The organism is Lentilactobacillus sunkii DSM 19904, assembly GCF_001435575.1.
Classification (GTDB): Bacteria; Bacillota; Bacilli; order Lactobacillales; family Lactobacillaceae; genus Lentilactobacillus; species Lentilactobacillus sunkii.
This window is the reverse complement of sequence record NZ_AZEA01000008.1, coordinates 28,872-54,446: the sequence shown is the minus strand read 5'-3', so window position 1 is coordinate 54,446 and position 25,575 is coordinate 28,872. Positions and strand designations below refer to the sequence as shown.

26 protein-coding genes are annotated in these 25,575 nt (G+C 43.1%); 14 read left to right on the top strand and 12 right to left on the bottom strand.

Annotated features, from left to right (window positions below; translation table 11 throughout):
- Positions 1-7 precede the first annotated feature (7 nt).
- Positions 8-769, top strand: coding sequence for a flavodoxin family protein (locus FD17_RS06510; RefSeq protein WP_057824841.1), 762 nt, complete (start codon positions 8-10; stop codon positions 767-769).
- 191 nt (positions 770-960) lie between these two features.
- Here FD17_RS06510 and FD17_RS06505 read toward each other — a convergent pair whose 3' ends face one another.
- Positions 961-2,337, bottom strand: a complete 1,377-nt coding sequence (locus FD17_RS06505; protein WP_057824839.1) for a hypothetical protein — start codon at positions 2,335-2,337, stop codon at positions 961-963.
- Between the two features lie 122 nt (positions 2,338-2,459).
- On the opposite strand from FD17_RS06505, the gene FD17_RS06500 reads away from it, so the two are divergent.
- Entirely contained in the window at positions 2,460-3,023 is a 564-nt protein-coding gene (locus tag FD17_RS06500; protein WP_057824837.1) for an SOS response-associated peptidase, read from the top strand.
- Between the two features lie 215 nt (positions 3,024-3,238).
- Positions 3,239-5,038: an ABC transporter substrate-binding protein gene (locus tag FD17_RS06495; RefSeq protein WP_057824835.1), complete on the top strand. Its 1,800-nt coding sequence runs from the start codon at positions 3,239-3,241 to the stop codon at positions 5,036-5,038.
- 58 nt (positions 5,039-5,096) lie between these two features.
- Here the strand turns inward: FD17_RS06495 and FD17_RS06490 are convergent, their stop codons facing one another.
- Complete coding sequence (locus FD17_RS06490) at positions 5,097-5,525, bottom strand: MerR family transcriptional regulator (protein WP_057824833.1); 429 nt, start codon at positions 5,523-5,525, stop codon at positions 5,097-5,099.
- Positions 5,526-5,612: 87 nt separating this feature from the next.
- On the opposite strand from FD17_RS06490, the gene FD17_RS06485 reads away from it, so the two are divergent.
- Complete coding sequence (locus FD17_RS06485) at positions 5,613-6,617, top strand: aldo/keto reductase (protein WP_057824830.1); 1,005 nt, start codon at positions 5,613-5,615, stop codon at positions 6,615-6,617.
- A 57-nt stretch (positions 6,618-6,674) separates the two neighbouring features.
- On the opposite strand, the gene FD17_RS06480 is transcribed toward FD17_RS06485, so the two are convergent.
- Complete coding sequence (locus tag FD17_RS06480; protein WP_057824828.1) at positions 6,675-7,061, bottom strand: hypothetical protein; 387 nt, start codon at positions 7,059-7,061, stop codon at positions 6,675-6,677.
- A gap of 96 nt (positions 7,062-7,157) precedes the next feature.
- Positions 7,158-8,306, bottom strand: coding sequence for a glycoside hydrolase family 3 N-terminal domain-containing protein (locus FD17_RS06475; protein ID WP_057824826.1), 1,149 nt, complete (start codon positions 8,304-8,306; stop codon positions 7,158-7,160).
- A 170-nt stretch (positions 8,307-8,476) separates the two neighbouring features.
- Between FD17_RS06475 and FD17_RS06470 the strand changes: the two genes are divergently transcribed.
- A complete protein-coding gene (locus FD17_RS06470) occupies positions 8,477-9,211 on the top strand; it encodes a sulfite exporter TauE/SafE family protein (protein WP_057824817.1) in 735 nt (244 codons plus the stop codon).
- A 39-nt stretch (positions 9,212-9,250) separates the two neighbouring features.
- Here the strand turns inward: FD17_RS06470 and FD17_RS06465 are convergent, their stop codons facing one another.
- The 3 genes from FD17_RS06465 to FD17_RS06455 form a co-directional block, all read right to left on the bottom strand.
- Positions 9,251-10,168 (bottom strand): anti sigma factor C-terminal domain-containing protein, encoded by a 918-nt coding sequence (locus FD17_RS06465; RefSeq protein ID WP_057824815.1) that lies wholly within the window; start codon positions 10,166-10,168, stop codon positions 9,251-9,253.
- Positions 10,165-10,650: an RNA polymerase sigma factor gene (locus tag FD17_RS06460; RefSeq protein WP_057824813.1), complete on the bottom strand. Its 486-nt coding sequence runs from the start codon at positions 10,648-10,650 to the stop codon at positions 10,165-10,167. Before FD17_RS06460 ends, FD17_RS06465 begins: the two co-directional genes overlap by 4 nt.
- Before the next feature lie 108 nt (positions 10,651-10,758).
- Positions 10,759-11,616 (bottom strand): fructosamine kinase family protein, encoded by an 858-nt coding sequence (locus tag FD17_RS06455; RefSeq protein WP_057824811.1) that lies wholly within the window; start codon positions 11,614-11,616, stop codon positions 10,759-10,761.
- Positions 11,617-11,757: 141 nt separating this feature from the next.
- Here FD17_RS06455 and FD17_RS06450 point away from each other — a divergent pair, with 141 nt between their 5' ends.
- Both FD17_RS06450 and FD17_RS06445 read left to right on the top strand, forming a co-directional pair.
- Complete coding sequence (locus FD17_RS06450) at positions 11,758-12,948, top strand: oxidoreductase (protein WP_057824808.1); 1,191 nt, start codon at positions 11,758-11,760, stop codon at positions 12,946-12,948.
- A gap of 26 nt (positions 12,949-12,974) precedes the next feature.
- On the top strand, positions 12,975-14,357 hold the full coding sequence (locus tag FD17_RS06445) for a flavocytochrome c (protein WP_057824806.1): 1,383 nt from the start codon (positions 12,975-12,977) through the stop codon (positions 14,355-14,357).
- Between the two features lie 471 nt (positions 14,358-14,828).
- Here the strand turns inward: FD17_RS06445 and FD17_RS06440 are convergent, their stop codons facing one another.
- The 4 genes from FD17_RS06440 to FD17_RS06425 all read right to left on the bottom strand — a co-directional run bounded on the left by FD17_RS06440 (position 14,829) and on the right by FD17_RS06425 (position 18,580).
- Positions 14,829-15,737 carry an aldo/keto reductase gene (locus tag FD17_RS06440; protein ID WP_057824804.1) on the bottom strand — a complete coding sequence of 303 codons (909 nt, stop codon included), beginning with the start codon at positions 15,735-15,737 and terminating at the stop codon, positions 14,829-14,831.
- A gap of 66 nt (positions 15,738-15,803) precedes the next feature.
- Positions 15,804-16,283, bottom strand: coding sequence for a Dps family protein (locus FD17_RS06435; protein ID WP_057824803.1), 480 nt, complete (start codon positions 16,281-16,283; stop codon positions 15,804-15,806).
- Between the two features lie 103 nt (positions 16,284-16,386).
- Complete coding sequence (locus FD17_RS06430) at positions 16,387-17,724, bottom strand: MFS transporter (RefSeq protein WP_057824801.1); 1,338 nt, start codon at positions 17,722-17,724, stop codon at positions 16,387-16,389.
- Positions 17,725-17,896: 172 nt separating this feature from the next.
- Positions 17,897-18,580 carry a YjjG family noncanonical pyrimidine nucleotidase gene (locus FD17_RS06425; RefSeq protein ID WP_057824799.1) on the bottom strand — a complete coding sequence of 228 codons (684 nt, stop codon included), beginning with the start codon at positions 18,578-18,580 and terminating at the stop codon, positions 17,897-17,899.
- Between the two features lie 135 nt (positions 18,581-18,715).
- Here FD17_RS06425 and budA point away from each other — a divergent pair, with 135 nt between their 5' ends.
- The 3 genes from budA (at position 18,716) to FD17_RS06410 (ending at position 21,543) form a co-directional block, all read left to right on the top strand.
- Positions 18,716-19,426 (top strand): acetolactate decarboxylase, encoded by a 711-nt coding sequence (gene budA, locus FD17_RS06420; protein ID WP_057824797.1) that lies wholly within the window; start codon positions 18,716-18,718, stop codon positions 19,424-19,426.
- 414 nt (positions 19,427-19,840) lie between these two features.
- Positions 19,841-21,226 carry a sugar porter family MFS transporter gene (locus tag FD17_RS06415; RefSeq protein WP_057824795.1) on the top strand — a complete coding sequence of 462 codons (1,386 nt, stop codon included), beginning with the start codon at positions 19,841-19,843 and terminating at the stop codon, positions 21,224-21,226.
- A 113-nt stretch (positions 21,227-21,339) separates the two neighbouring features.
- The gene (locus FD17_RS06410) at positions 21,340-21,543 is read left to right on the top strand and encodes a hypothetical protein (protein WP_057824793.1); all 204 of its coding nucleotides are present in this window, start codon (positions 21,340-21,342) and stop codon (positions 21,541-21,543) included.
- 66 nt (positions 21,544-21,609) lie between these two features.
- Here the strand turns inward: FD17_RS06410 and FD17_RS06405 are convergent, their stop codons facing one another.
- Positions 21,610-22,296 carry a type 1 glutamine amidotransferase domain-containing protein gene (locus tag FD17_RS06405; RefSeq protein ID WP_057824791.1) on the bottom strand — a complete coding sequence of 229 codons (687 nt, stop codon included), beginning with the start codon at positions 22,294-22,296 and terminating at the stop codon, positions 21,610-21,612.
- Between the two features lie 203 nt (positions 22,297-22,499).
- Here FD17_RS06405 and FD17_RS06400 point away from each other — a divergent pair, with 203 nt between their 5' ends.
- The 4 genes from FD17_RS06400 to FD17_RS06385 all read left to right on the top strand — a co-directional run bounded on the left by FD17_RS06400 (position 22,500) and on the right by FD17_RS06385 (position 25,414).
- A complete protein-coding gene (locus FD17_RS06400) occupies positions 22,500-23,411 on the top strand; it encodes an ABC transporter ATP-binding protein (RefSeq protein ID WP_057824789.1) in 912 nt (303 codons plus the stop codon).
- A gap of 1 nt (position 23,412) precedes the next feature.
- Positions 23,413-24,189 (top strand): ABC transporter permease, encoded by a 777-nt coding sequence (locus FD17_RS06395; protein ID WP_057824787.1) that lies wholly within the window; start codon positions 23,413-23,415, stop codon positions 24,187-24,189.
- Between the two features lie 134 nt (positions 24,190-24,323).
- Entirely contained in the window at positions 24,324-24,776 is a 453-nt protein-coding gene (locus tag FD17_RS06390) for a DUF3290 domain-containing protein (protein WP_057824785.1), read from the top strand.
- Positions 24,776-25,414: a DUF421 domain-containing protein gene (locus FD17_RS06385; RefSeq protein ID WP_057824783.1), complete on the top strand. Its 639-nt coding sequence runs from the start codon at positions 24,776-24,778 to the stop codon at positions 25,412-25,414. Before FD17_RS06390 ends, FD17_RS06385 begins: the two co-directional genes overlap by 1 nt.
- The last annotated feature ends 161 nt before the right edge of the window (positions 25,415-25,575 follow it).

Here is a 25,575-nt window from a genome sequence, read left to right as displayed (position 1 = left end):
ATTAGACTTGAAAATACTTGGAATTTTAGGTTCCCATCGAAATGATGGGGCAACTGACAAAATGCTGGAAACTGTCTTGTCAGCAGTCAAGGCGCCCAATACCACTGATATGGTGTACTTGGAGGATTATCCATTTAAGCCGGACCAAGGCGATAAGAAGGATCCAGTGTTGGATGAGCTTGAACAGAAAATGCTTGAAAGTGACGTCTGGGTGATTGCGGCACCGACTTATTGGGGTGGCCTTGCCGGTAAAATGAAAGACTTCTTTGACTGTATGCGTCAACGCTTGGTCCGGTTTGACCATGATGGTGGAACCCATCCTGATCGATTCAAGAACAAACACTATTTGAGCATTACCGATTGTTATACCGGCGCCTTCGAAAACTGGGTTACCGGCGTAACCGATCAAAGTTTTCGAACAATTGATAAAGTCATGTCGGCAGCAGGGGTGATCAAGATTCATGAGTTGGTATTAACTAATACCTGGGGAATGAAGGATTTGCCGGAAAACAAAAAGCAGGAGTGCCTCAAGTGGGGCAATCGCTTAAATACTGAGAAAAAGAGAGATGATAGTACATTGAAACGATATATTGAATTGTTCTTTATGGTTGCCGTAATGGCATTATTGACAATGGGAATTCAAGTTGGTTTGCGTTTGGTTTCCACTGCTGACTTTTGGTGGCGCTATGCTTCATTCGTTGTGATCTTCTATGTGTTGTTGGGATGCATTCTTCATTTCTTTACGTTTGTGAAGCATCGTCGGCACTAGAAGCAGCATGTAAAAAGTGGTGGTTTGATCCCAGAATTTTAGTGAATCAATCGACTATTCCGGGCTTTGGAATGAAGGATTGATTTGCTTAAATGGCAGGGATCAGCCACTTTTTGCACGTTTTAACAAATAAAAATAGATATACAAAAAGTGACTGGAACAGATTCGTTCCGGCCACTTTTAATATAGATTCAAAGTTTCTTCTTAACTTTATCAAGCTCCTCAGCCAACGCAGGCCGGGAAGGGTATTCTTCGATCAGCCCGTCAATCCACTTGATTGCGGTGTCGCGGCTGCCAAATTCAGCATAGCGTTTAATTCGCCGGCCCATTCTCCGATAAGCTTTTCTGCCAGGGTACTTTTCATTCATCACCACATTTTGGTAATACAGTTTATTGATAATGTCTGGATAAGAATGGTAAAGATTCGGACTATAGGTTTCCGTTAGTTCCGGATGCTGCATGACAACCTTAATCAGCTTGTCAAACTCACTTTCTTTAGCGAGAATAAAGGCGTAGTTTTCAGGAGTGAGCTTTTTGGCGGCTTTGTCTAACAGTTTTGGATATTCAGCATTCCAAGTCTGATCCTGCTGCATTAATTGTTTAAGCGGTTCATATGCATCGGGGTAGTTTGCAAACAGGCTATTTTCAAGAACGCCCTTTTGCTTCTGCAGTTGGTTGGTGGCGTCATAAATCTTAATCAGGTACTTTTCCCAAATTCTGCGCCAGCCTTGGTCTTGCTTGGAAGCTTCAAGGCAGAGTTCCTCGGCATGCTGATAGTTCTTGTTCTGGATGGCGTTTTGGATTTCAACCTCGCGAATCTGCGGGATATTTTTGTTCTCATCCATGAATTGTTCAGCTTCAGTTTCCTGGCCGATCTGAATTAGGATTCTTGCGTGTAATATTTTGTCGCCGATCACCATCTGATTTTTTTCATAACTCTCACCAGCTGATTTAATGACTGCTTTAGAGGCTGTCTGGATGGTCTTGGCAGTCTTTTGGGTAACTAATGGCAGGATGTTGAACAAGACCGCATAGCGTTGTTCTGACCAGTTCTCGAATAGTTTTCGTTTAAAGATCCGGATAGCATCTTTAATGAGAATTGTCTTTTGAGAGTCTAAAATTTCTGGAGCAATGTTGGTGCTGAGGTTTTTCATGGAAGCAAAAGCCCGTTCAAATGTATCTGTGAGGGCACCGGAACTGCTGTCAGCATCACTTAACATTTTGCCAGCGGTTTCTACGACCAGTAACAATCCATTCATGGCGTGATGGTAGTGTCCCTGCCGGAATCTCAACATGTATTTATTAATGACATCGTCCAAGACGTTGCAGACCACAATACAGCCTTGGTAATCGATGAAGCCATAGGACTTATTGTGTCTGACTGTATCTTGAATGAGTTTTTTGGTATTTTTGAATTCAGCATCGGTATCCAGGTCGCCGAACTGTGCACTCACATCTTGGAAGAATGTCGGATCGAATTGGGCCTGGTTGATGATAAATTGGCGAAGGCCTTCAGGAGAGGCTTCATTGACCGCTTTAATTAAAGATTGTTTTTCTTCCGAATTCATGATTGATTAACTCCCCGTGTTCATAATATCGAAATAATTTAAATAGATGTTACCATAGATTATGTAAGGTTGCTACCGCTTTCAATAACTAAAGTATCTAACGTGTTTGTGAGGTGATTGTCATGTGTGGACGATTTATGTTTGAACCTAAAAAGAATCCTGAAATTAACCGGATTTATGAGCTTGCCGTTGATAATGGTTACCAGCCGAAAACCGGCGAAGTCTTTCCATCCGATCAGACTGCACTGGTTATTCCGGGTGAAGATCAGGTCAAAGTTGTCGCGATGAAATGGGGCTTCCCAGGATTCAAACCGGGTCAATTGATTATTAACGCCAGATCGGAAACTGTTAATGAAAAGAAAATGTTTGCGAGTTCATTTAAGGCCCGCCGATGTGTCTATCCGACTAGCGGCTTTTTCGAATGGTCTCAGGACAAAGAAAAATATTGGTTTAATTATGGTGAGGCTCCGGAACCATTATATATCGGTGGTTTTTATAATGTTTTCCAAGGGACACCCCAAAGTATTTTACTCACAACAGCTCCCAATCAGTCTGTTGCAACCATCCATAATCGAATGCCGTTAATCTTGAAGAAGGATCAAATCAAGCCATGGCTTAATAATGATGAGTTTGCGAACCAATTTTTGACAGCTGCCATGCCGACGTTAAGTTCACGAAGCGTTTAAAACATACCATAGTGTGGTATTATCTATATGGGAGCAAAATCCCAAATTAATGAAAAAATTTTGCAATCACTAGGATTTGGTCGGAGAGAAATCTCTGGCCTTTTTTGGTTGGTTTTCGGTTTTCGTGTTGCAATACCTTACATGTCAGATATATAATTAAAATTGTATTAGAAGAATCTCATTTTAATATCATATTGTGCAAGGGAGATATTGCCATGAAAAATATTAAGAAATGGTTGGTGTTAGGAGCTGTCAGTCTTTCGACGCTTGCATTCGCAGCTTGCTCGAACAATAAAAACTCCGAATCACAATCCAAGCCGATTTCGATGCCGACAACTTACAGTGCATCTGGCAAAGCAACCAAAGCGGGGAACGATAGTACGTTGACGGCTGCCGAAGTCGTTGATGCACCATTTACTGGAATCACCCTGGCAGTTTTGCAGGATAACGTTGAAGATTCCGACGTTTATTCACCCGGTGGTGGTGATCAACTGTTCAAAAGCAATAAGGACTTCAAGATTGTGAACGGTGGATTGGCCAATCTCAAGTTGGATCGGTCAAATAACACGGCAACAATTACAATCCGTAAAAACGCCAAATGGTCCAATGGCAGCCCGGTAATTGCCAAGGATGTTGAGTATGCTTACGAAATCATTGGCAACAGGAACACTGCCGCTGAGCAGTACTCCTCTGATATGGCGACGATCAAAGGAATGGCCGCATACCACAGTGGCAAAACAACAACCATTTCTGGGATTACTTATCCGGATGGTCAAAACGGCAAACAGGTCGTTATCCATTACACGCATCTGTCACCAGCTATGCAGTATGCCGGTAATTCCTTCTTATGGGGGACAGTTGTTCCATATAATCACATTAAGAACGTCAAAATTTCAAAACTGACGTCTGCACCAGCGATTCGAAAACACCCGATCTTTGTCGGTCCGTATAAGCTGCAGAATCAAGTCCAAGGCGAATCAACCGCTTGGGTTCCCAACAAGTATTACTGGGGACCACAACCAAAGATCAAACACATCGATATTCAAGTGGTTTCCTCAAGTAATTCGGCTGCCGCATTCAAAGCCAAAAAGTTCGACTTTGCGCTTGGTGGTCTACCGGCCAGCCAATATAAATCAGTCAAGGGTATCAAAGGCTACACATTAGCAGGTGCTCCCGGCTTAAGTTACGGCTACTTTGGATTTAACGTCGGTTATTTTGACACCAAAAAGAATAAGAACGTCATGTATAAACACAGTAAAATGGGCAACAAGAATCTGAGAAAAGCCATGCTGTACGCGGTTAATTTGGATCAGGTTAATAAGAAGATCTTAAGCGGTGTTCAGTGGCGGCCAAATACCCTGATCCCACCAATCTTTAAAAAGTATCACGAAAATAAAGCAGCTGGATTCCCATATGACATGGCGAAGGCCAAGAAGCTGTTGAAGGACGCCGGATACAAGAAGAAGGGCAAGTGGTACGTTCAACCAAACGGTAAGAAGTTGACCATTCACTTCGGAGCCATGCAGGGTTCCGCAGCCAGCAATGAGATTTCTCGCTACGAGGTTCAGCAATGGCGGAAGTTGGGATTGAACGTCCAAATGACTAATGGCCGCCCCCTTGAAATTAACAGTTTCTATTCAATTTTGGGTAAACCCAAACAAAGCAAGATTGATGTCTTTGTCGGGGGCTGGCAGCTGACTTATGAGCCAACGCCAACCCAGTTCTATGGTGAGGATGCCACCTATAACATGGGCCATTTTGTCACCAAGAAGAATACTGAGCTGCTCAACAGCTTGAATAATAGTAAAGCTTGGAACCAAAGTTATCGAACCAAACAATTCAAGAAGTGGCAGGAATATATGAATGAGCAGGCTGCTTATGCACCACAAAGCACATTGTTAAGCTTCACACCGGTTAACCATCGGCTGAAGAACTTTAAACAGGCAGCTTACAATAATTATTTGTTCCCAACGTTCTGGGATAATTTGGAGCTGACTTCATCAAATCCAAAATAAATTAACAACACTTAAGGGGTCTGAGAAATATTTCTCAGACCCCTTTTTGATATAACGATTAAAAATCTCGATCCCGATAATCATCCCAGTCTGGCATCTTGGTATGATTCTCCTTTGCTGATTTGATATCATGGTAAAATCGGACCTTACGTTTGATATGACGCTCATTCTTCTTTAGCTGAGCCAGCTGTTCCAATACCCGTTCATAATGGTTATCCAAAATCTCACAGGTTTTGGTTAGATCGTTGTCATTATCCTGGGCTTCAAAGAGTTCTTGGAGTTCTTTTAACGTCATGCCGGTATCCTTGAAGCAGCAGATTGCGCCCAATCGGTTCAGGTGTTCCTGGGTGTAAGCCCGGCGGCCCTTTATCCGCGGAATATCATACAGCAGTCCCAAGTCCTCGTAATACCGAAGCGTGGTTGTCGGTAGATTGTACATTTTGGATACTTGAGTGATGGAATAGGTTTTAACAGTGGTTGTTTCCAAAATTGTGGCCTCCTGAGTTGAAATGATTTTACTTCAAGTATACTTGAAGTGTTACATTTAAGCTAAACAAATTTAGGAGATGGCAAAATGTATAAAGCATCCAAAGATCGTTACGATAAAATGGTTTATAACCGCGTAGGTAGAAGCGGCTTAAAAATTCCGGCTCTTAGTTTAGGCCTCTGGCATAATTTTGGCAGTGTCGATTCATTTGAAAACCAGAAGGTGATTATTCACCAAGCCTTCGATTTGGGGATTACCTACTTCGATTTGGCCAACAACTACGGTCCGGAACCCGGTAGTGCCGAAGAGAATTTCGGCCGGATTATGGCGACTGACATGAAGCCTTACCGGGATGAAATGATTATCGCCAGCAAAGCCGGCTACTACATGTGGCCAGGCCCTTATGGTGAGTGGGGTTCTCGGAAGAACATTATTGCCAGTGCCAATCAAAGCCTGAAGCGGATGGGCTTGGACTATGTTGATATTTTCTATTCCCACCGCTTCGATCCTGATACACCGTTGGAAGAAACCGCGTTGGCACTGGACGAGTTGGTTCATGAAGGAAAAGCACTCTACATCGGGATTTCAAATTACGATGGCCATCAAACCGCTGAAATTACCAAGATTTTCAACGATTTGAAGACACCGTTTGTGATCCACCAACCGCGATACAACATGTTTGACCGTCATATTGAAAACGACCTCTTCCCGGTATTAAAGAAGGAACACAAGGCTGCCGTCAGCTTCAGTTCATTGGCACAAGGATTGTTAACTGATAAGTATCTGAATGGTATTCCAGCTGACTCCCGGGCCCACAAATCCACCAGTCCATTCTTGCATGAAGAACAGGTGGAAGAAACCATTAAGACTGTTAAAAAGTTGAATCAGGTTGCTGCAGACCGGGGTCAGACGCTTGCCGAAATGGCGTTGGCCTGGAACCTGCGTGAACCGGAAATTGCCAGTGTCTTGATTGGTGCCAGCCGACCGGAACAGTTGCTTGATAACGTGAAGGCGTTGGATAACCTCGAGTTCTCTGATGAAGAACTCAAGAAGATTGATGATATTTTGGCAACTCAGAAACCAATTAAATAGCAGATTAAAAGGCAGCCGAGAAGTTTCGGCTGCCTTTGTTATACATATGGTTTCAAGTTATCCTTGCTGATTAGACGTGTAAACCGCCCGATACTTCAAAACGACATTAGCTTTCTTTTGAGTACCAACTGAAGACCATTTGCCGTGATTCTTTTCATAAACAAACTTTGGACTGGTTCCGTTCAATTGGACGAAGAATTCGCCATCACCGGATTTACGAACGCGATAGACTTTAGTTTTACTATCTGCTGAGAGGGTCTTTTCAGGATCGGTTTTATTATACACGACAATGCTTTGCCGAATCATTTCTTTATATTGGCCAGTTTGGTGACTTTTCATGATGATACCAACGATGCCGGCAATCACGACTAGAATCATCAATGTCATCATGACCCACATGATGTTGGCCCGTTTGGCGTTTTGTGCTTTTTCCTTTTCATTCATTTTGTTCACCTCATTTTGGAATCCGTTAAATCCGGAAACACTTACATGTTAAATGTATCACACAATTCATGGTTCCGGAAAATATTCGTTTACCTGCTAGTCAATGTTTAACCCGGTTTTGGCTTTCATGGTTAGGATTCGCTTAACGGAAGCGTTGATGTGTTTAACGGAAATCTGTTTCTTGGCCACGGCGTGCCGAATTTGAGGGATGCCGCGCTTGTAATCGCTGGTTAACAGGACGTCGTTGCCGGCTTTAAAGGCCGCAACGTCGCGGTAAACATGATGAGAAACGGCGTAATTGCCAACAGCCTGCATCTGAAGACTATCGGATACAATGACGCCCTTAAAGTTCAAATCATTTCTGAGGAGACTAATATCTTTTTTAGATAGGGATGCCGGTTTGTGCGGATCGATTTTCTTTAAAATGATATGGGTGACCATTACTGAGTCGACACCGCTTTTAATGCCGGCCTTGAATGGGATAAAGTCCTTCGTTTTAAACGACTTGAGTGAGCGGTTGACGCCAGCAGAGCCGGTATGGGTATCGGCTGCCGAACCATATCCTGGAAAATGCTTTAACGTTGCTGCAACATGTTGGTCTTGGATTGCTGGGACACTCTTTGAAATATAGTAAGCTGTCTTTTTGTAGCCCTTACCAATTGTCCGGTCATAGATGAAGCTGCTGTGTTTTGTGGAAACATCAGCAACCGGAGCGAAGTTCCAATTAATCCCCAGGGAATGCAGCTGTTTAGCTTGATATCGATACATGGAGAGAACCTTCTTCATGCCGCCGCGGTGGAGCGCCTGTTGTGGTGAAAGGTAGTAACTGTGGCCGGAGATCCGTTTATTTGCACTCAGCCTTGAAACCGTGCCGCCTTCCTGATCCGTTGAAATGGTCAGGGGAATTTTGGCACTTCGTTGATAGCTCTTGAGCCGGGATTTGAACGACGACTTGGTACCGACAAAATTATTGCCCATCAAAATAATGCCACCTAAGTGGTACTTCTTGATATCGTTTTTGGTAGCGGCTTTATTGTTTGAAACGCCAGTGACAAACAGCTGGCCGATCTTTTCGTTCAATGTCATATGCTTAATTCGATTATCGATCTTTTGTTCAGTGGTTAGTTGGTGATGAGTTCCCGATGCAATCGTTTTGGGGTGGCTGCTTGGAATTGAAAGCCCCAGACCACACGAAACGACTGCAACTGCTGCGAATGCGGTTACTGCTTTAAGATGAATACCCATTATGAATTCTCTCCTCAACAAAATCATTATGATGCGAACATAACTATTATATGATAAATTCCTGTTGAAGAATTGAAATCATAGCAAATTTGTTCATTTAATGCTTAATTAAGGGATGTTTTGCAGGTGTACAATAAGTTCATCATGTTGTTTGGAAGAGGCGTCAGTTTATGAATATCGTATTTCTGATCATTACCGGCTTTATCATTGGAACGGTTGTTATCACCCTTGGTGGTGGCGGAGCGGCCTTTTATCTGGGAATCTTGACGACTGTCTTTGGATTGGGTCCGGCCAGCGCGGCAGCAACGTCTTTGGTGACCTCATTTCCATCACTGTTGATTGGTTCTTATTCATATTTCCGATTACACAAAATCAAGTTGAAGATTGCCTGGCGGATGATCATCTTTGCCGTTCCCGCTGTGGTTGTCGGTTCGCTGTTGTCGCCACATATTCCGGTTAAAATCTATCAGTATATTATTGGTGGTATCTTAGCGGTTCTGGGAATCCAGACGTTATTGAGCAAACAGGACGGCCATAAAAAGCCCAATAAGTGGCTGGCACCAATTTACGGTGTCATCAGCGGCTTGATGGTCGGAATTGGCGGCTTGAGTGGCGGTGGACCAGTTGTGGCCGGACTGCTTGTGATGGGTACAGATATGGTGACAGCTGCCGCGACATCCTCACTCGTGTTAGTGGTCATGACTGCCACCGGTTTGGTTTTCCATTTGTCAGCCGGCAACGTTGACTGGTCAGTTGGACTGGGGTTAATGTTTGGGGCCATCATGGGATCGTTTTTGGCACCCGTTTTGTTGGGTAAATTGGATCCCCAGAAGTTCACCAAATATGTTAAGCCAATTCTTGGCGTCTTATTGGTGGTCATGGGAACCTTTACTGCGTTTAAATAGACTAATAAAGCCATCCGTTTGCGGATGGCTTTTGACAAGTTAAAAACTTGGCTTAATATATGGGACTCGTTTGATTGTGGCACCAACTGAGCTTTCAGCAATCCACTTCTGGTTAACAAGTGGTTTGAAATTTTCAGTCTTCCCTGTGACAATCACACCGGCAAACTTTGCTTTATTCAGGGAAGGGTACTTTTGAGCGTATTGATGGGCAAATTTTGTGATTGAAAAGTTGTTATACGTTCCTAAGTCATCGGCCTTTTTTAGGCTCTTTCGAAAGTACCGATAATCAGATTCTTGAATTGTTCCATTCATAGATTGGATACCAAGCAAATTGTTATCCTGCATGGTTGGATCAGCCTTGCCACTGACCCCCAGCCAGAACCAGTTTGCTTGGATATTTGATGGTATTCTTTGTTTAATTTGCTTATAGGTCATTGGTTGTTTGAAGGTCAAGGCAACTTCACCAACGTAACCCTTCATGTCCGCAACATCACTAATTTCATACGCCTTGTGGACAAGCGGTGATTTTACCTGGTCATTGTAAAATAATGGAATTTTGGTTTGAGTTGTGCGGGTGTATGCGACATTCTTTCCCCAATCGACTAAGTTATCACTCTGAATTTGATGGGAAAGCCAATTGTATTTTCCTTGAACTGTCTGCCAGGGAATATGATAACCGTCAATGTCTTTATATTGGTGGCTGATGACGGTTCCACCGCCAATACCAGTGTTACCAAGCGCCAAATCACTATTTTGAATATTGGGACTAATCAGCGTCTGATTAATACTCATATCTGCCATGAGCTGACCTGACTGTTTCCCAGATAGTGATTGGGAAGCTTTGTAGCCAATGGTAGCGATAATTGGTACAAGCACGATAATTAACAGGATCGTGATCAACCATCGTTTGGCCTTGATTTTAAATGCTAATTTTTCAAACTGTTTATCTTGATTCATTTTGAGTCACCAAAACCTTTCCTGATTCTTTTTCTAAGTCGATATAACCGCATCTTAATGGCAGCAGGAGTTGTCTTCTGTTTCATTGCAATTTGATCGATTGAATGATTGTCGATGTATTTCATCTTTAAAATATCTTGGTCTTCTGAAGATAATTTATTGAGCGTGTGTTGCAACTTTTTTGATGAATTTTTGGCATCTGAAATATCGACCGCCTTTTTTTCTGGAATCAGATATAATTGCAAAATTTCTTTCAAGTGCGCGTCTCGCCGATACAAATCGATGTATCTTGTTCTGGCAATCTTATACATATATGGCCGAATTTTATCAGGTGGCAATATCAAATCCATTTCCAAGACTTTGACGAAGACATCTTGAACAACGTCCTCGGCCATGTCCTTGTTGACACATTTTGAGATTAGGTATCGCCTCAGTTCAACTGAAATATCCTTCAATAATGTCTCATACCCATCAAGTTTCATGACAACCCCCTTTCACTCTATATAACGAATGGAATCTGTAAAAGTAACGTTGAATTGATTATTTATGTAAAAAATAGCCGGACAAAAATGTCCAGCTATAATTAATGATTATTTATGTTCCAAAATCTGATTCATTGCACTATCAGCACTACTCTTATACATCGTGCCAAACTTGTTGGTGTGGACCATCAGGTAGTACAGGCGATAGAAGTTTAATCGCTCATTAGCACCGGGATCCAGTGGGTAAACGGCATTATAGGCAGCATAGAAGTCTGCGTCAAAACCGCCAAATACGGTAGTGATTCCTAAATCAAATTCGCGGTCACCGTAAAATGATGCCGGGTCAATTAATGCTGGGCGACCGTCCGCGAGAAACATGTAGTTACCGCCCCAAAGATCACCGTGCAACAGGGATGGTTCGCTTTCATGCTTCGACAACTTATCGAGAATCACTTCGCGAACCTGTTTGTATTTGTCATCATCATGCTCATTCCACAAATGCTTTTTCATCAAAGCGTCGCGGAGCCGATCGAGACGATGGTCGACAAACAGTTCACTCCATGAGTCGGTCCAGCTGTTATCGAAGCTTTCATCATTACTGACATATGGCAAATCAAAGCCGAATTTTCCATTCTTACTGTAATGCTGGTGCAGACTGGCAACCAGTTCGCCGAGGTCGCTCTGACTTCCGGAACCTGATTCCAAATAGTTCAGCAATAAGTAAGCATCGCCATCAATCTGGCCGTTACCTAAAACTCGAGGGGCCAAAACGTGGGCTTCTTCAAAAGCTTTGAGTCCGGCAATTTCTCCTGCGTAAAAATCAGCTGTGGTATGGGGCTGAACCAGCAGGAAATAAGTATCGTCCTTTGTTTCTAATCGAAATGCTTGATTAACGTCACCGCCACCAACGGGGATTGCCTTGGTAATTCCTTTAATTGGTAGTTGTGATAGCCATTGAGTATCCATTGCATATCACCTCTTGCTTCATTGTAACTGAAAATCAAACTTTATGTGCAATTTGATAATTGCTCTCCCAATTAATTCGGGTTACCATTAAATCAATAGTTTTAATTCTACCGAATACTACTGGAAAAAGGAGCGGTTAAAATGAATTACTTAAATGTTGCAAAGCCGTTGACACTGCCAAATGGACAACAGGTTAAGAATCGCTTCTTCAAGTCTGCTATGAGCGAGACGATGGCAGAGAATCATCAACCTGATGAGCGGTTTGCCAAATTATATGGGGCATGGGCAGCCGGTGGATCCAGCGTGGTTGTGACCGGAAATGTAATGGTTGATCATGCAGCCCTCGCTGAACCAGGCAATGTGGTTGTCGAAGACGAAAGTAGTCTGCCAGAACTTCGAAAGTGGGCTGAAGCGGGAACCGCAAACCAGACACAATTATGGATGCAGCTGAACCATCCGGGTAAGCAGTCACCCAAATATTTATCAGCTCAACCTGCCGGGCCAAGCGCTATTCCGATTGATGGGTCAAATGCCAAATATTTCAATCAACCCCGGGAACTTTCGAATGACGAAATCCATGAGATCATTGCCAAATATGTCAGAACTGCTGAGATTGCTCAAAAGGCCGGCTTTAACGGTGTTCAAATTCATGGTGCGTTCGGCTACTTGGTCAATCAATTTCTATCTCGCAGAGATAATCAGCGAGACGATGAGTTTGGCGGTTCACTTGAGAATCGGATGAGATTCTTGATTGATATTTATCAAGGTATTCGCGAATCTTGTGGGGCCGACTTTTCAATCAGTCTAAAAGTCAGCGTGCTTGATATTAGCTTGGATGGCTTGACCGAGCATGATTTGATAGCAGTCATTCAAAAAATGGCTAATCTTGGGATCGATTTAATCGAAATTGCCGGTGATGATTATGAGGATTCAACAGTAGGCTTTTCCGGATTTGCCCATATGATCCATCAATTGGTGGACACACCAATTGCGTTAAGTGGAGGCTTTCGAAGCATTTCTACGATGGAAGAAGCATTGGGCAGACATGACGCTGATATGATTGGAATTTGTACCCCGATGGTTGTGCTGCCCGATCTGCCAAATCGCGTTTTAGCTGGAAACTATCAGCCAGTCCGGTTGCCCCTCACAATGGGAAGCCGTCGTCTTGACCAAAAGTACACTGCCGCATACATTACTGCCTATTGTGAACAGCAGGCCCGTAGAATTGCGACTGGTAAGCAGCCACAGTTATATGGCAGTGGCTGGCGGGCACTGGCAGCCAGCGTTAAGATGCATGGACGAGAAGGATTAATTCCTCGTCGGGCTCAATAATAAAATTTGAAGATGGGAAGAAAACCATGTCACAAGAATTTGAACCAACTGATATAAGTGAATTGAAAGATATGTATGATGTGATTGTGATTGGATCTGGTAGTGCCGGTCTAATCAGTGCAATTCAAGCTAAAGAGCTTGGATTAAAACCAGTTGTTTTGGAGAAGATGCCGACAGTCGGTGGCGATACTAAACGTGCGTCCTCTGGGATGAATGCGGCGGAAACTTTTGTGCAAACCGAGCATGGGGTCCAAGACAGTGTCGGCAAATTCTACTATGAAACTTTGCGAGGAGGTCATGGCACAAACGATCCCGACCTGCTCAAGTATTTCACTGAACACAGTTCCAGAGCGATTGAATGGCTATACAAGGAAGGTGTCCAATTGGATGACCTGACAATTACCGGTGGAATGAGTGTTCCCCGCGCTCATCGACCAAGCAGCACTGCGCCAGTTGGCGCCTACCTGATTAATGGGTTGCTGAAACAAATCAAGGCAAAACAGATGCCATTATTTTGTGACGTTAAGGTAACAGCAATTAACACTGACCAAAAGGTCACCGGTGTCCAAGTGCAAACCGCAAACGGTGAGCAAACGATCAATGCGAAAGCCGTCATCATCGCCACGGGTGGCTTTGGTGCCAGTAAAGAACTGATCGCAAAGTATCGCCCTGATCTAACAACCTATAAAACTACAAATCAACCAGGAAATACTGGTGATGGAATTATATTGGCTGAAGCGTTGGGTGCCCAGTTGGTGGACATGGATCAAATTCAAATCCATCCAACCGTTCAACAGGACACCAACCACGTCTACTTAATTGGCGAAACCGTTCGTGGTGAAGGGGCTATTCTGGTTGATCAGGAAGGCAAACGGTTCGTGAACGAAATGGAAACTCGTGACAAGGTCACCAGTGCGATTAATAAACTCAACGGAACCGGTGCATACCTTATCTTTGATCAATCAGTCCGTAACCGGGCGAAAGCAATTGAATTCTATGACCATGTGGGCCTGGTGAAAGCTGGTTCTGATTTGGATACTCTTGCACGTGAGGCCGGTATTGATCCAGAAATGCTGAATCTGTCGATTAAAAAGTGGAATCAATCGGTTTCCGATCGGATGGATATCGCCTTTGGTCGGAAAACTGGGATGCACGTGCTCGACATGCCACCATACTATTCAATTCATATCGCGCCGGCTGTCCATTATACAATGGGTGGAGTTAAAGCTAACGATAAAACCCAAGTCCTTAAAGCTGACGGCCAGCCGATTCAGGGGCTGTACGCTGCTGGGGAAGTGGTCGGTGGCCTGCATGGGTCCAATCGCATTGGTGGAAACTCAATAGCGGAAACCGTGATTTTTGGTTTGCGGGCGGCTCAACAGGTACGAGACTATATTTTTGAAATTTGATCTTTATTGACAATGTTGTTTTCTGGGAGGCTTGAAAGAACCGCCGTCAAATGACGAACGGTTTTTTGGTCCCGATAATACATACTAATTTGGAAGGCGTGAGTAATCATATGAACGCAAGCAAGAAACTGCAGAATTATTCAAAATGGTTCCAAATTTTAAACCGGTTATTATCCCCAATGGTATGCGTTGGTATTATCTCCACCGTTGTGATTATAGTTTCGAGCGATGTGTATGCATATGTGATTGATTTCGTTATCACTGTTTACGTGGTCGTCTGGTTGATCACGTTTTTAGTAGAATCAATTTTGCACTCACGTAAACGCAATTAATTGAGTGTGACCAATCCCGATAGTTTTCAAATTATGATGTGTAAATTGAAACAAGCAGTTCTCCCGTGCCACTTAGGGAGGACTGCTTGTTTGCTGCTATAACCAAAAAAGGACTCAGCATTCACTAAGCCCCAAACAGCTAAAATAATTTATCAATTTCATCAAATTCCGCCGAACTCAACTGTATGTCCAAAGATTTGGCATTACTTTCAACCTGTTCAGGCAATCTGGCACCCGGAATCACCACGCTGATATTCGGATTGGCGATGTACCAGGCCAAAATAGTCTGAGCGACTGTCGCCTGATGCTTGTCGGCAATAATTTTAACCTTAGACAAGTTATCAATAATTTTACCGAATTCATCAGAGGAGAATTTGCTGAATTTGCCGGCATCGTTTCGACTATATTTGCCAGTCAACAAACCCATGGCCAGTGGCAAGTATGGCACAAATGAAATCTGGTTTTCTTTAAGATAGGCAAATATCTGATCTTCAGCTTGTCGGTGAACCAGACTATAGTGATTCTCAACCACGTCGACTTGACCATCGATGTTGGCTTCCTTGATCTGATCCAGTGAAAAGTTGGAAACCCCAATCGCTCTGATCTTACCAGCTTTCTTCTCCTCAGCTAAAGCGTTCACTGCCTCAGCCTTGGGAGTCTGCTCATCTGGAAAATGAATGTAGAAGATGTCGATATAATCAGTGTTCAGACGTTCCAAAGCTTCGTCCACGGACTTTTTTAAGAACTTGGGGTCGTTATTCGGCTTCAGCCCATTATTTGGGTCCTGAGCTGCCTTAGAGGCAATAACGATCTTTGAGCGATCGTAATCTTGAATGACGTCACCAATGATTTCCTCGGACTTTCCCAAGCCATACATAAATGCTGTGTCCAGCAGTGAAATTCCATTATTCAAAGCAGCTTTAACGACTGCAGCTCCGTCTTCATCTTTGAGGCCGTCAAATAAATTATGGCCGCCAACTTTATTGGTTCCTAAGCCAAGTGGGCCGGTTGTGACGTCACTCTTGCCGATTTTAACTGAATTGTCCAAAATAGGTTCCTCCTCAAATAAAAATGGGTTGAAATCAATTGTTTTCAACCCATTTGTGTATATAGATTAGTCGTCGTAAGGTCCTTTACCCAGATAGGCGTTGATCATCCAGATATTCTTATCAATTGCTTCCTTGAATCCGTTCAGCATATCCTGAGTTGGAAAGTCTTTTTCCTCATCAGTTACTTCGATGCCTTTTTGATATTGGTCACGCAGGTATCTGAACTGGTCAACCAAACGCTGCATGAAATCACGCATAGTTAATTGATCCCAGGTGACTTTTTCATCAGGAAGACCGGTGTTCTCGATAAACTCATGTGTTGTTGAGAATGGTGAGCCGTTAATAGCGATCAGTCGTTCGGCAACGTTATCTAACTGGTCTGCCAGTTCGTCATTGTAGTCATCCATCAATGGATGAAGTCGGAAGAAGTTCTCGCCTCTCATGTACCAATGAGTTTGTTGTATGTTGGTCTGCAGCTGACTTAAGTCAGCCACCAATTGGTTTAACTGTTCTCGTGTCTTTGGAAAATCATACTTGTCTGCCATTATATTTACCTCCCAAAATCCATGAATTCGGTTACATGTTCAGTGTACCTGATTGGGAGATGGGGTATCAAGGAAGTAGCACTTTAAAAACTTAGTGCTCTGATTAATGGTCTCTGGGGCCGGTAATCGTGGGGTCTTCAGGTTGCGAAACCGGAATTGTTGTTGATTCTTCCAGCTTTGACTCTTTAGAAGTTTCCAGCATATGAACATAAACCAGGAAGCTGACAAATGCAGCAGCTGATACATAATAGAAGAACCAGTCTTCATGGCCGATGTGTTTGAGCCAAAGGGCGACATATTCAACACTTCCACCAAAGATTGCAACGGTCAGTCCATATGGGAAGCCAACGCCTAAAGCCCGAATTTCGGTTGGAAACAGCTCTGCTTTAACAATCGCATTAATTGAAGTATAACCGCTGACGATCAGGAGGCCGCTAAGCATTAATAGAAATGAAGCAATGGGGCTGTCGAATGACTTTAATCCCAGAAAGATTGGGACTGTCAGCAGGGTCCCACCCAGGCCAAACCAATAAAGTAGCGGTTTTCGGCCGATCTTGTCCGAAAGATGGCCAAAAAGCGGTTGCAGTGACATGAAGATTAACAGGGCTGCAAAATTGATCATGGTTACGAGCTTTGGTGCCAATCCCAGGGAATTGATCATGTATTTTTGCATGTAGGTCGTGTAAGTGTAAAAGGCAATTGTACCGCCAAAAGTCAATCCGATAACCGTCAGAACCTGATTAGGGTATTTGAGCAATTCTCGCAGGGTTCCCCTGGCTGCCTTAGACTGCTTAGCATGTTTAAACTGATTGGTTTCATCCATCGACAGTCGAAGATATAAGACAATTACGGCACCAACAGCACCAATGGCAAATGGAATTCGCCAGCCAAACGCTCTTAATTGGCCATCACTAAACATCGCTTGGAGAATGATCTGAACGATCAGAGCGATCAACTGGCCACTGATCAAAGTTACATATTGGAATGAAGCGTAGTAACCCCGGCGACCGGGTGTGGCCATTTCAGATAAATAAGTTGCGGAAATTCCATATTCGCCGCCCAGCGAGAGGCCTTGGACCAACCGGATGCAGACCAGCAATAACGGAGCAAAGATACCGATGGACTGATAGGTTGGAATGATTGCAATTAATAACGATCCGGTTGCCATGATGCTGACTGAAAGAGTTAACGCTGATCGGCGGCCCTTTCGATCGGCAAACTTGCCCATGATGAAGCTGCCAAACGGCCGCATTAGAAAACCAATCGCAAAGACGGCAGCAGTACTCAGAAGTTCGACGGTTTGATCACCATCAGGGAAAAATGATCCTGCAAAATAAATTGCAAATGATGCATAGATGTACCAGTCAAACCATTCAATCATATTTCCCAAAGAACCTTTGATGATGTTGCTGGTAATTCGTTTTTGACTATATACTTGCATGTTGACAACCTCCTTCATGAAAACTCATGATTAATTTACATTAGACAAATTCTAATTAAATAATAGTATAATTTAATTATTAAGGGCATGCAATAGTTTGTGTCACAAAACATAACACAAAAGCCAAATAAAAAGTCAGTTGGATTGATTTCCAACTGACCAAAAAAGTACTTTACGCGACAATTGACTCTAACCGTAAAAGGTGGTCAATTTCATAAGTCGGGCTTGTTTTTGTAGTGTTTACCTGGTGTTGTGGGTTGAACCAAACGGAGTCGAGTCCATAGGCTGCGGCACCTTTAATATCCGAAGATAGAGAATCGCCAATTACTAAAGAAGAAGGTTTGGAAAAGCCGGTAATCTTACGGGCAACATAATCAAAGAATGCCGGATCGGGTTTTTGGTAGCCGACAATTTCGGAAGCAAACACCTGAGTGAAGTAAGGGGCTAACCCAGATTCATTTAAGCGTCGCCGTTGGGTCTTCGCAATTCCATTGGTGACCACGTAGATGTCGTGACTAGCACTCAAATCAGCCAACAATTCCTGAGCATGGGGCATCTTTGTGTGACCTTCGGCAAGGTAACTGCGATACTTGGTTTCGTAGTCTTGGCCGTCCACAGACTTTCCGTATTTGCCAAAGAATAAGGTGAAGCGCGTTGCCAGCAATTGTTTGCGGGTAATTTCCCCGAGTTCATACTGCTGCCATAGGTGTTCGTTTAATTCATGATAATCCGCGTAAATATCCGGCGTGAGCTCTTCACCAATGGTATTGAAAAGTTTTGTGATTGCGTGCTGCTCGGATGCTTGAAAGTTAAGCAGAGTGTCATCGACGTCGAACAGCAGAGTTGAATATGTCATATCAATTTACCTCGAGTTTATTTTGTTTAATTTTATCACAAAAGTTTCTAATCAAAACCACGAAAATTGTGATCGGAGAAATGGCTGGAGTGATACGATTAAATTGGTATATTATGAATGAGGGGGCACTTTAACATGGCAAATCACATAACGTTATTTCAGCATGGAACCTTGGCTTTATTAGTCCCAGGTCTGCTGAAAGGGACGATGAAGATGGGTGAACTGTTGAAACACGGTGACACCGGTATTGGGACCGGTGAAGGTTTGGATGGCGAAGTGATTATTCTTGGCGGCAAGGCCTATCACATTCATGCAACAGGGGATGTGACGACCGTGTCGAACTCGTTCGAGATGCCATTTGCTAATGCCCACTTTGCCCGATATGTGCTTCTGGCGGAGTTTGAAAATGTGGATGAAGCTGACTTGAACAAGCAGATGGTCTCCTTAAGCTGCGCAGTAAACACATTTTTCTCCGTTGAGATCCATGGCACTTTTTCAAACATTCGAACGCGAGCAGCCGTTCAATCAAAGCCACCGTATCAAACATTAGCTGAAACATCGAAAAATCAAAGTGTTTTCACCCGGGATCGGATTGATGGCACGTTACTTGGCTATTACTCACCACAATTGTTTGAAGGCGCAACGGTTGGCGGATTCCATCATCATTTCATTTCTGACGATCACAAGTTTGGCGGTCATGTGCTTGGCTTTCATCTGATTAAAGGGGATGTCAGCTATCAGCTGTTCGACACCTTTGAACAGCATTTGCCCGTCAACGACAAGCAATACATGGAACACGACTTTTCAGATGACCATATTCAGGGAGACATTCATCAGTCAGAATAGTTTTATGGAGCAATCAATCATACCAATTTTTGTAAACATCAAAATAAAGTTATTACTTTTTAGTAAACATAATGGTTCCATTAGTAAAAAATATGCACTTGTCGCAATCCTTGCGGTGAGTGCATTTTATTGTCCCAAAAATTCGAATTTGTATGATAACTGATTTTTATACTTGATTTATACGGATGAATCCGTTAACATAGCAAACTATGGACGCTGGTTATTTTTTGATAGTAGTGATTAACTGCTGTCGAATCTAATGTAAGCGTTACGATAGCAATGATTGACCGTTGTATGAAAAAACAAAAGTTGTTCAGAATTTGTGCGATTTGTTATGTAACCCCTTTCAAACCTTTCGAATTGGGATACAGCATAAATTGATGTTTAAGAAGAGAATTGAAAAGGAGAATTATCATGGAAAAGGCTGCTGCAACAGAAAAGAAGATCTCAAGCGGATTTATTTATTTCTTTGGTTCATTCGGTGGGATCTTATTCGGATATGATATCGGCGTGATGACAGGGGCGCTGCCATTTTTACAGACTGATTGGGGACTTCAAAATAATGCCACCATTGTCGGCTGGATCACATCCGCTGTGATGTTGGGGGCGATTTTTGGTGGCGCAATTGCTGGCCAGCTTTCTGATAAGTTGGGAAGGCGGAAGATGATTCTGCTTTCAGCCCTGATTTTCATGGCAGGATCACTGTTGTCCGCAGTTTCACCTCACGATGGTCAATTTTATTTGATCGCTGTCCGAGTATTCCTTGGACTGGCGGTTGGGGCTTCATCAGCTTTGGTTCCTGCTTATATGTCGGAAATGGCACCTGCCAAGATGCGTGGTCGATTGACCGGGGTTAACCAGACAATGATTGTGTCTGGAATGTTACTTTCCTATGTGATGGACTTCGTATTGAAAGACCTGCCTGAAAACTTCGCCTGGCGTTCAATGCTTGGATTAGCCGCAGTTCCCGCTCTGATTCTTTTCTTCGGTGTGATGAAGCTTCCGGAATCACCGAGATTTTTGGTCAAAAATGGTCGTCCCGATGAAGCCCGTCGAGTATTGAGCTACATTCGTGACAGCGATGAAGAGATTGATAACGAACTTGATCAGATTCAAGATACTGCTTCACAAGAAAAGAAAATTTCCAAAGCAACCACTTGGGGAACCGTCTTCAGTTCCAAATATCGTTACCTTGCCATTGCCGGGATTGGGGTTGCTGCCTTTCAACAGTTCCAAGGTGCCAACGCGATCTTCTACTATATTCCATTGATTGTTGAAAAAGCCACTGGTGCAGCTGCCAATTCAGCTTTGATGTGGCCAATCATTCAAGGAATTATCCTGGTAATCGGTTCACTGGTATTCTTGGGTATCGCCGACAAGTTTAAGCGTCGGACATTGTTGATCCTTGGTGGTACGGTAATGGGATTATCATTCATCCTGCCAACGGTCATCAAGTTATTGATGCCTAATTCAAGCCCACTATTGATCGTGGCATTCTTGAGCATCTATGTGGCTGCCTATTCATTTACTTGGGCTCCCCTTACTTGGGTCATCATTGGTGAAGTATTCCCACTGGCAATCCGTGGTCGGGCATCTGGGGCCGCCTCATCAGCCAACTGGGTTGGTTCCTTCGCTGTTGGTCTGCTGTTCCCAATCATGACTGCCAGCATGCCACAGGACGCCGTATTCGCCATCTTCGGTGTTATCTGCCTCTTGGGTGTCTGGTTCATCCATTCACGGGTCCCAGAAACAAAGGGCCGCAGTTTGGAAGATATTGAAGAAGAAAACGTTAATAAATAAAAATTTAGACATAATCATTTCACAAAAAGGAGAAACGCTATTTGATAGGCGTTTCTCCTTTTTGATGCAATAATGCTAGTAAATTGATATCTATAACAGGAGGGCGAATCAGGATGAAATTCAATCATCAGTTTTATAAATCATTTAATTTCTGGCTTGGCCTAATTATGTTTCTCGGGGGCATCTCGCTTTTCCCGGCCATCGCCCCAAACAACCCCGTCTTTTCACTTTGGTGGTGGGTTAATTTGGCGGAATTCCTATTTGGGATTAGCCTTTTGATCGAGGGATTGATTGAAAAACCAAAGAAAACTAAATAATTAGCCAAAATAAAAACTGTTCAAGCGGTTACTAATAAAATAACTCCTTGAACAGTTTGTTTTGTATTATTGCAATAACTCTTTGATGATCGCTTCACCAACGCCGGTTGCCGAGTTGGGATTCTGGCCGGTGATCAGCCGATCGTCAACGACAACGTTGGGTTCAAAGGCAGTGCCCTTCACAAAGCTGGCACCGGACTTAGTTAATTCATCTTCTACGAGAAATTCAACATCATTGGTGAGGCCGTTGAGTGCTTCTTCATCGTTGGTAAAGCCGGTTACCTTGCGGCCATGAACAAATCGTTGGCCGTCAATGCTCCTCATTGGAAGCAGACCGCAGACACCCACACAATTAGCTGAAACGATTCCACCATTTTCATAAATCGTTTGGGCAATCTTTGCCAATTCGGTATTTTCAGGGAAATCAGTCATTGCACCATGACCACCGACAAAGTAGATGACCTGGTAGTCTTTTGGATCAACATCGGCAGGTTTCAGCGACTTTGCCAGGTGTTCATTTCTGAATTCATCATCCAGGTAATATTGCCAATCAGTCGCGTCCATATCATCGGTTCCCAAGCTCAATGGATCAATGGGGACATAGCCGCCATCGGGACTGGCATAGTCGACATCGATGCCATTATCGGCCATCACTTTATTGAAATGTGATGCTTCCCTCAGCCAGATGCCGGTTGCCCGTTGAATTTTCTTAAATGTGGGTGTATTTGTAACCACTATTAGTGCTTTTGTCATACGCAGATTTACCTCGATTTTTGATTCCAATGAACTTTTCGTTATTGTACCCAACTCCCATCATAGCAGATATTGACAAGTTGTGACGCAAAATGGGGTGTTGTATAAGTTTTAACACATATGTTATCCTTATAGCCAGCCAGGCAGTAAAACGCTGATGGCTACTTGTAGAGCATGCTTACAGAAAATACTAGGAGGAACAAATGTCAGACACAATATTAAATGTCGAACATCTTAATAAAAACTTCGGCAAGAAGCAAGTTCTGAAAGATGTTTCGTTTTCAGTTCAAACCGGCCATATTGTCGGTTTGGTCGGTCCTAACGGTGCCGGTAAATCAACGATTATGAAAGCCGTCCTTGGGCTGTTCAACTATGCCAGCGGGACGATCACAATTGATGGCGAACCGGTCTCACCGACCAGCCACAAAGCAATGGATAAGGTTGGCGCATTAATTGAATATCCGGGTATCTACCCATTCCTAACCGGTTATCAGCATTTGGAGCTGTTCTCTAAAGATTCGACTTCAAAAGATCAAATTATGGATATTGTCGACAAGATGAAGATGGATTCATACATTAATCGAAAAGCCAAAACCTACTCACTGGGGATGAAGCAAAAGCTGGGAATTGCATTGGCACTAGTTGACCGCCCCAAACTGGTCATTTTGGATGAACCGATGAATGGACTGGATCCACAAGCCAACAAAGATTTGCGAACCATCATTCTTGATTTGGCCAAGCAAGGCACTACGCTCCTGATTTCCAGTCATATTTTAAGCGAATTGGAAAAATTAATCGACGATTTAGTCGTGATTGATAAAGGTCAAATTGTTTACACCAAGAGCATGGCAGAACTTGAGAGCGGCAGTAAGAAGCTGCTGGTCCTCAAAACCTCCGATGATGCCAAAGCAAAAGAGATTTTGGCTCAAAATAATTACCAGCTTGATAATGGTGACAAGTTTGCGATTGTCGAAAACGATCAGACCAAGATGGCCGATGTTATCAAATTATTGTCAGATAATGGCATCGATATTGACGATGTTCAACACGTTCATAGCGATTTGGAAACCTCGTTGCTGAACCTGCTGAAAAACGACAAAGTAAAGGAGTCATAGAATGATAACGTTAGTAAAACAAGAAACTTTCAAATTACTTCATAAGAAGAGTACTTACGCCGTTTCTGCGACTCTGTTGATCATCATGACCGTCTTTGGTGTTTTGACCAGAAACTATCCCAAGTATTGGGGCGATCCCAAAGGGTTGTTTGTCACAATGTTTACTGGGATCAACTGGATCGTGTTGTTTATGATCGCAGCCTGCAGCTCGATTATTGCCATGGAATTCCAGTACGGAACAATTAAAGAACTGCTGTACCGAAAATATTACCGTGGTCAAATTTTGGTAAGCAAGTGGATCACCATGCTGCTTTACTCAATTTACTTCTATGTATTGGCGTTTGTCTGGTCAATGTTATTGAAGGTAGTTCTCTTCAACAACAAGTTCCAATTATCAGATACTTATCAACCGGGTCACTCAGTCATTAATTCAATGTGGCTTGGAATTGTTGGTTCCTTCCTGACAGTTTGGCTGGTACTCAGCCTGGTTCTCTTACTTGCAAACATCTTCAAGAGTACAGCAGCAGCTATCTCAATCGGAATTATTGGTTATTTTGCATTAAGTATCATCTCAAACATCATGTTCGTCTTGATGCAAAAGTGGGATTGGCTGAAATGGAATCCATTGAACATGATGAATCTACCCAGCCAGCTGGTTTCAAGCTCCTTCCACAAGATGACGCTGCTTTCAACGCCGGAAATGGTGGTCGGGAGTTTGGTTTACACCGCCATCTTCATGGCAATCAGTTATGTCATCTTTAAGCGTCGCAGTGTTTAATCTTTAAATTTTACTTAGAAGACTGTTCCGGTAAAAGGAGCAGTCTTTTTTGTTCTTGAGATAAACGTTTTATCATTAGAAATTGTGGTTTAAAATATGATATTGTATTTATCTGATTATTTAGGGGGATGCACATGACATTTTATACCTATGATTATCTTCATGATTCTCAAAGCAACTGGCAGTATGGAAGAATTGCCATTATAAGCGTACTGGCGGTCGTTTTTATTCTTTTCTTGATTCATTACCTGCGCAATCGAATGGACATCAAATACAAAGATTTAAGCATTATTGTGGCCACAATTCTATTACTTGTTTTAGCCGTTCAGTATAACGACTTTAGTGCGATTCAGTCATCTTCCAAACAAACTGGGCAAATTACCCAGACAGTCAAGCAGGTTGCCAAGCGGCTGGACGTCCGGCCAAAGACAATCAGTGTTAATTCCACCAACGTGAATGCCAACTTGATGGTTAAAACACCACAGGGCTTCTTTCGGGTTGACTACAATTCAGCTGGAACTGAATTCGTATTGGAACGGGTTGAACTGGATGAATCCAGTGATATTAAAGTTGAGGGGGCACAATAATGTTTACATATTCAGACGTTGCACTTAAGTTAATTGTTGGTTTCTTATTTATCACGGTTCTCATTAATCTAACCGGTAAGGGGAATTTGGCACCCACTTCAGCGATGGACCAGCTGCAGAACTATGTTCTTGGTGGCATTATCGGTGGTGTGATTTATAATCCGGCAATCACGATGGCCCAATTCTTGGTGATCCTTTTGTTATGGGCATTGCTGATTCTGGTGACCCGTTACCTGAAGACTCATATTCATTGGTTTGGTAAGTTTATCGAGGGTGAGCCGATCACGTTGGTTCGTAATGGTGAATTGTTAGTAGAAAATTGCATCAAAGCTAACCTCTCCGCGTCAGACGTCGACTTTAAATTACGGACAGCCGGTGTTTATGAAATTAAAGATGTCAAGCGGGCAATCCTGGAGCAAAATGGGCAACTGACAGTCTTGAACCGGGGTGAAGGCAGTATCCGTTACCCGGTCATTGTAGACGGGGCAATCGATCCGGATGTCTTGGACATTATGGGTAAGGACGAAGCTTGGTTGGAATCACAGCTCAAAGAGCAGGGAATTGACAGCGTGAAGTCGGTCTTTTCGGCAACTTATCGTGACAATTACTTAAGCGTTGCCATGTTTCCAAAAAAATAGTCGTTAACCTGACATCATCATGTATGATTAAACAACTGATACTAGAGTTATGGAATATTTATTCATTAAGTTACCATATTTGATTGACTTTCCCACTGTTTGATATATTATTAACAATAACTTTTACTAATCAGCTTTTAAATAAATATTCCCGGAGGTTT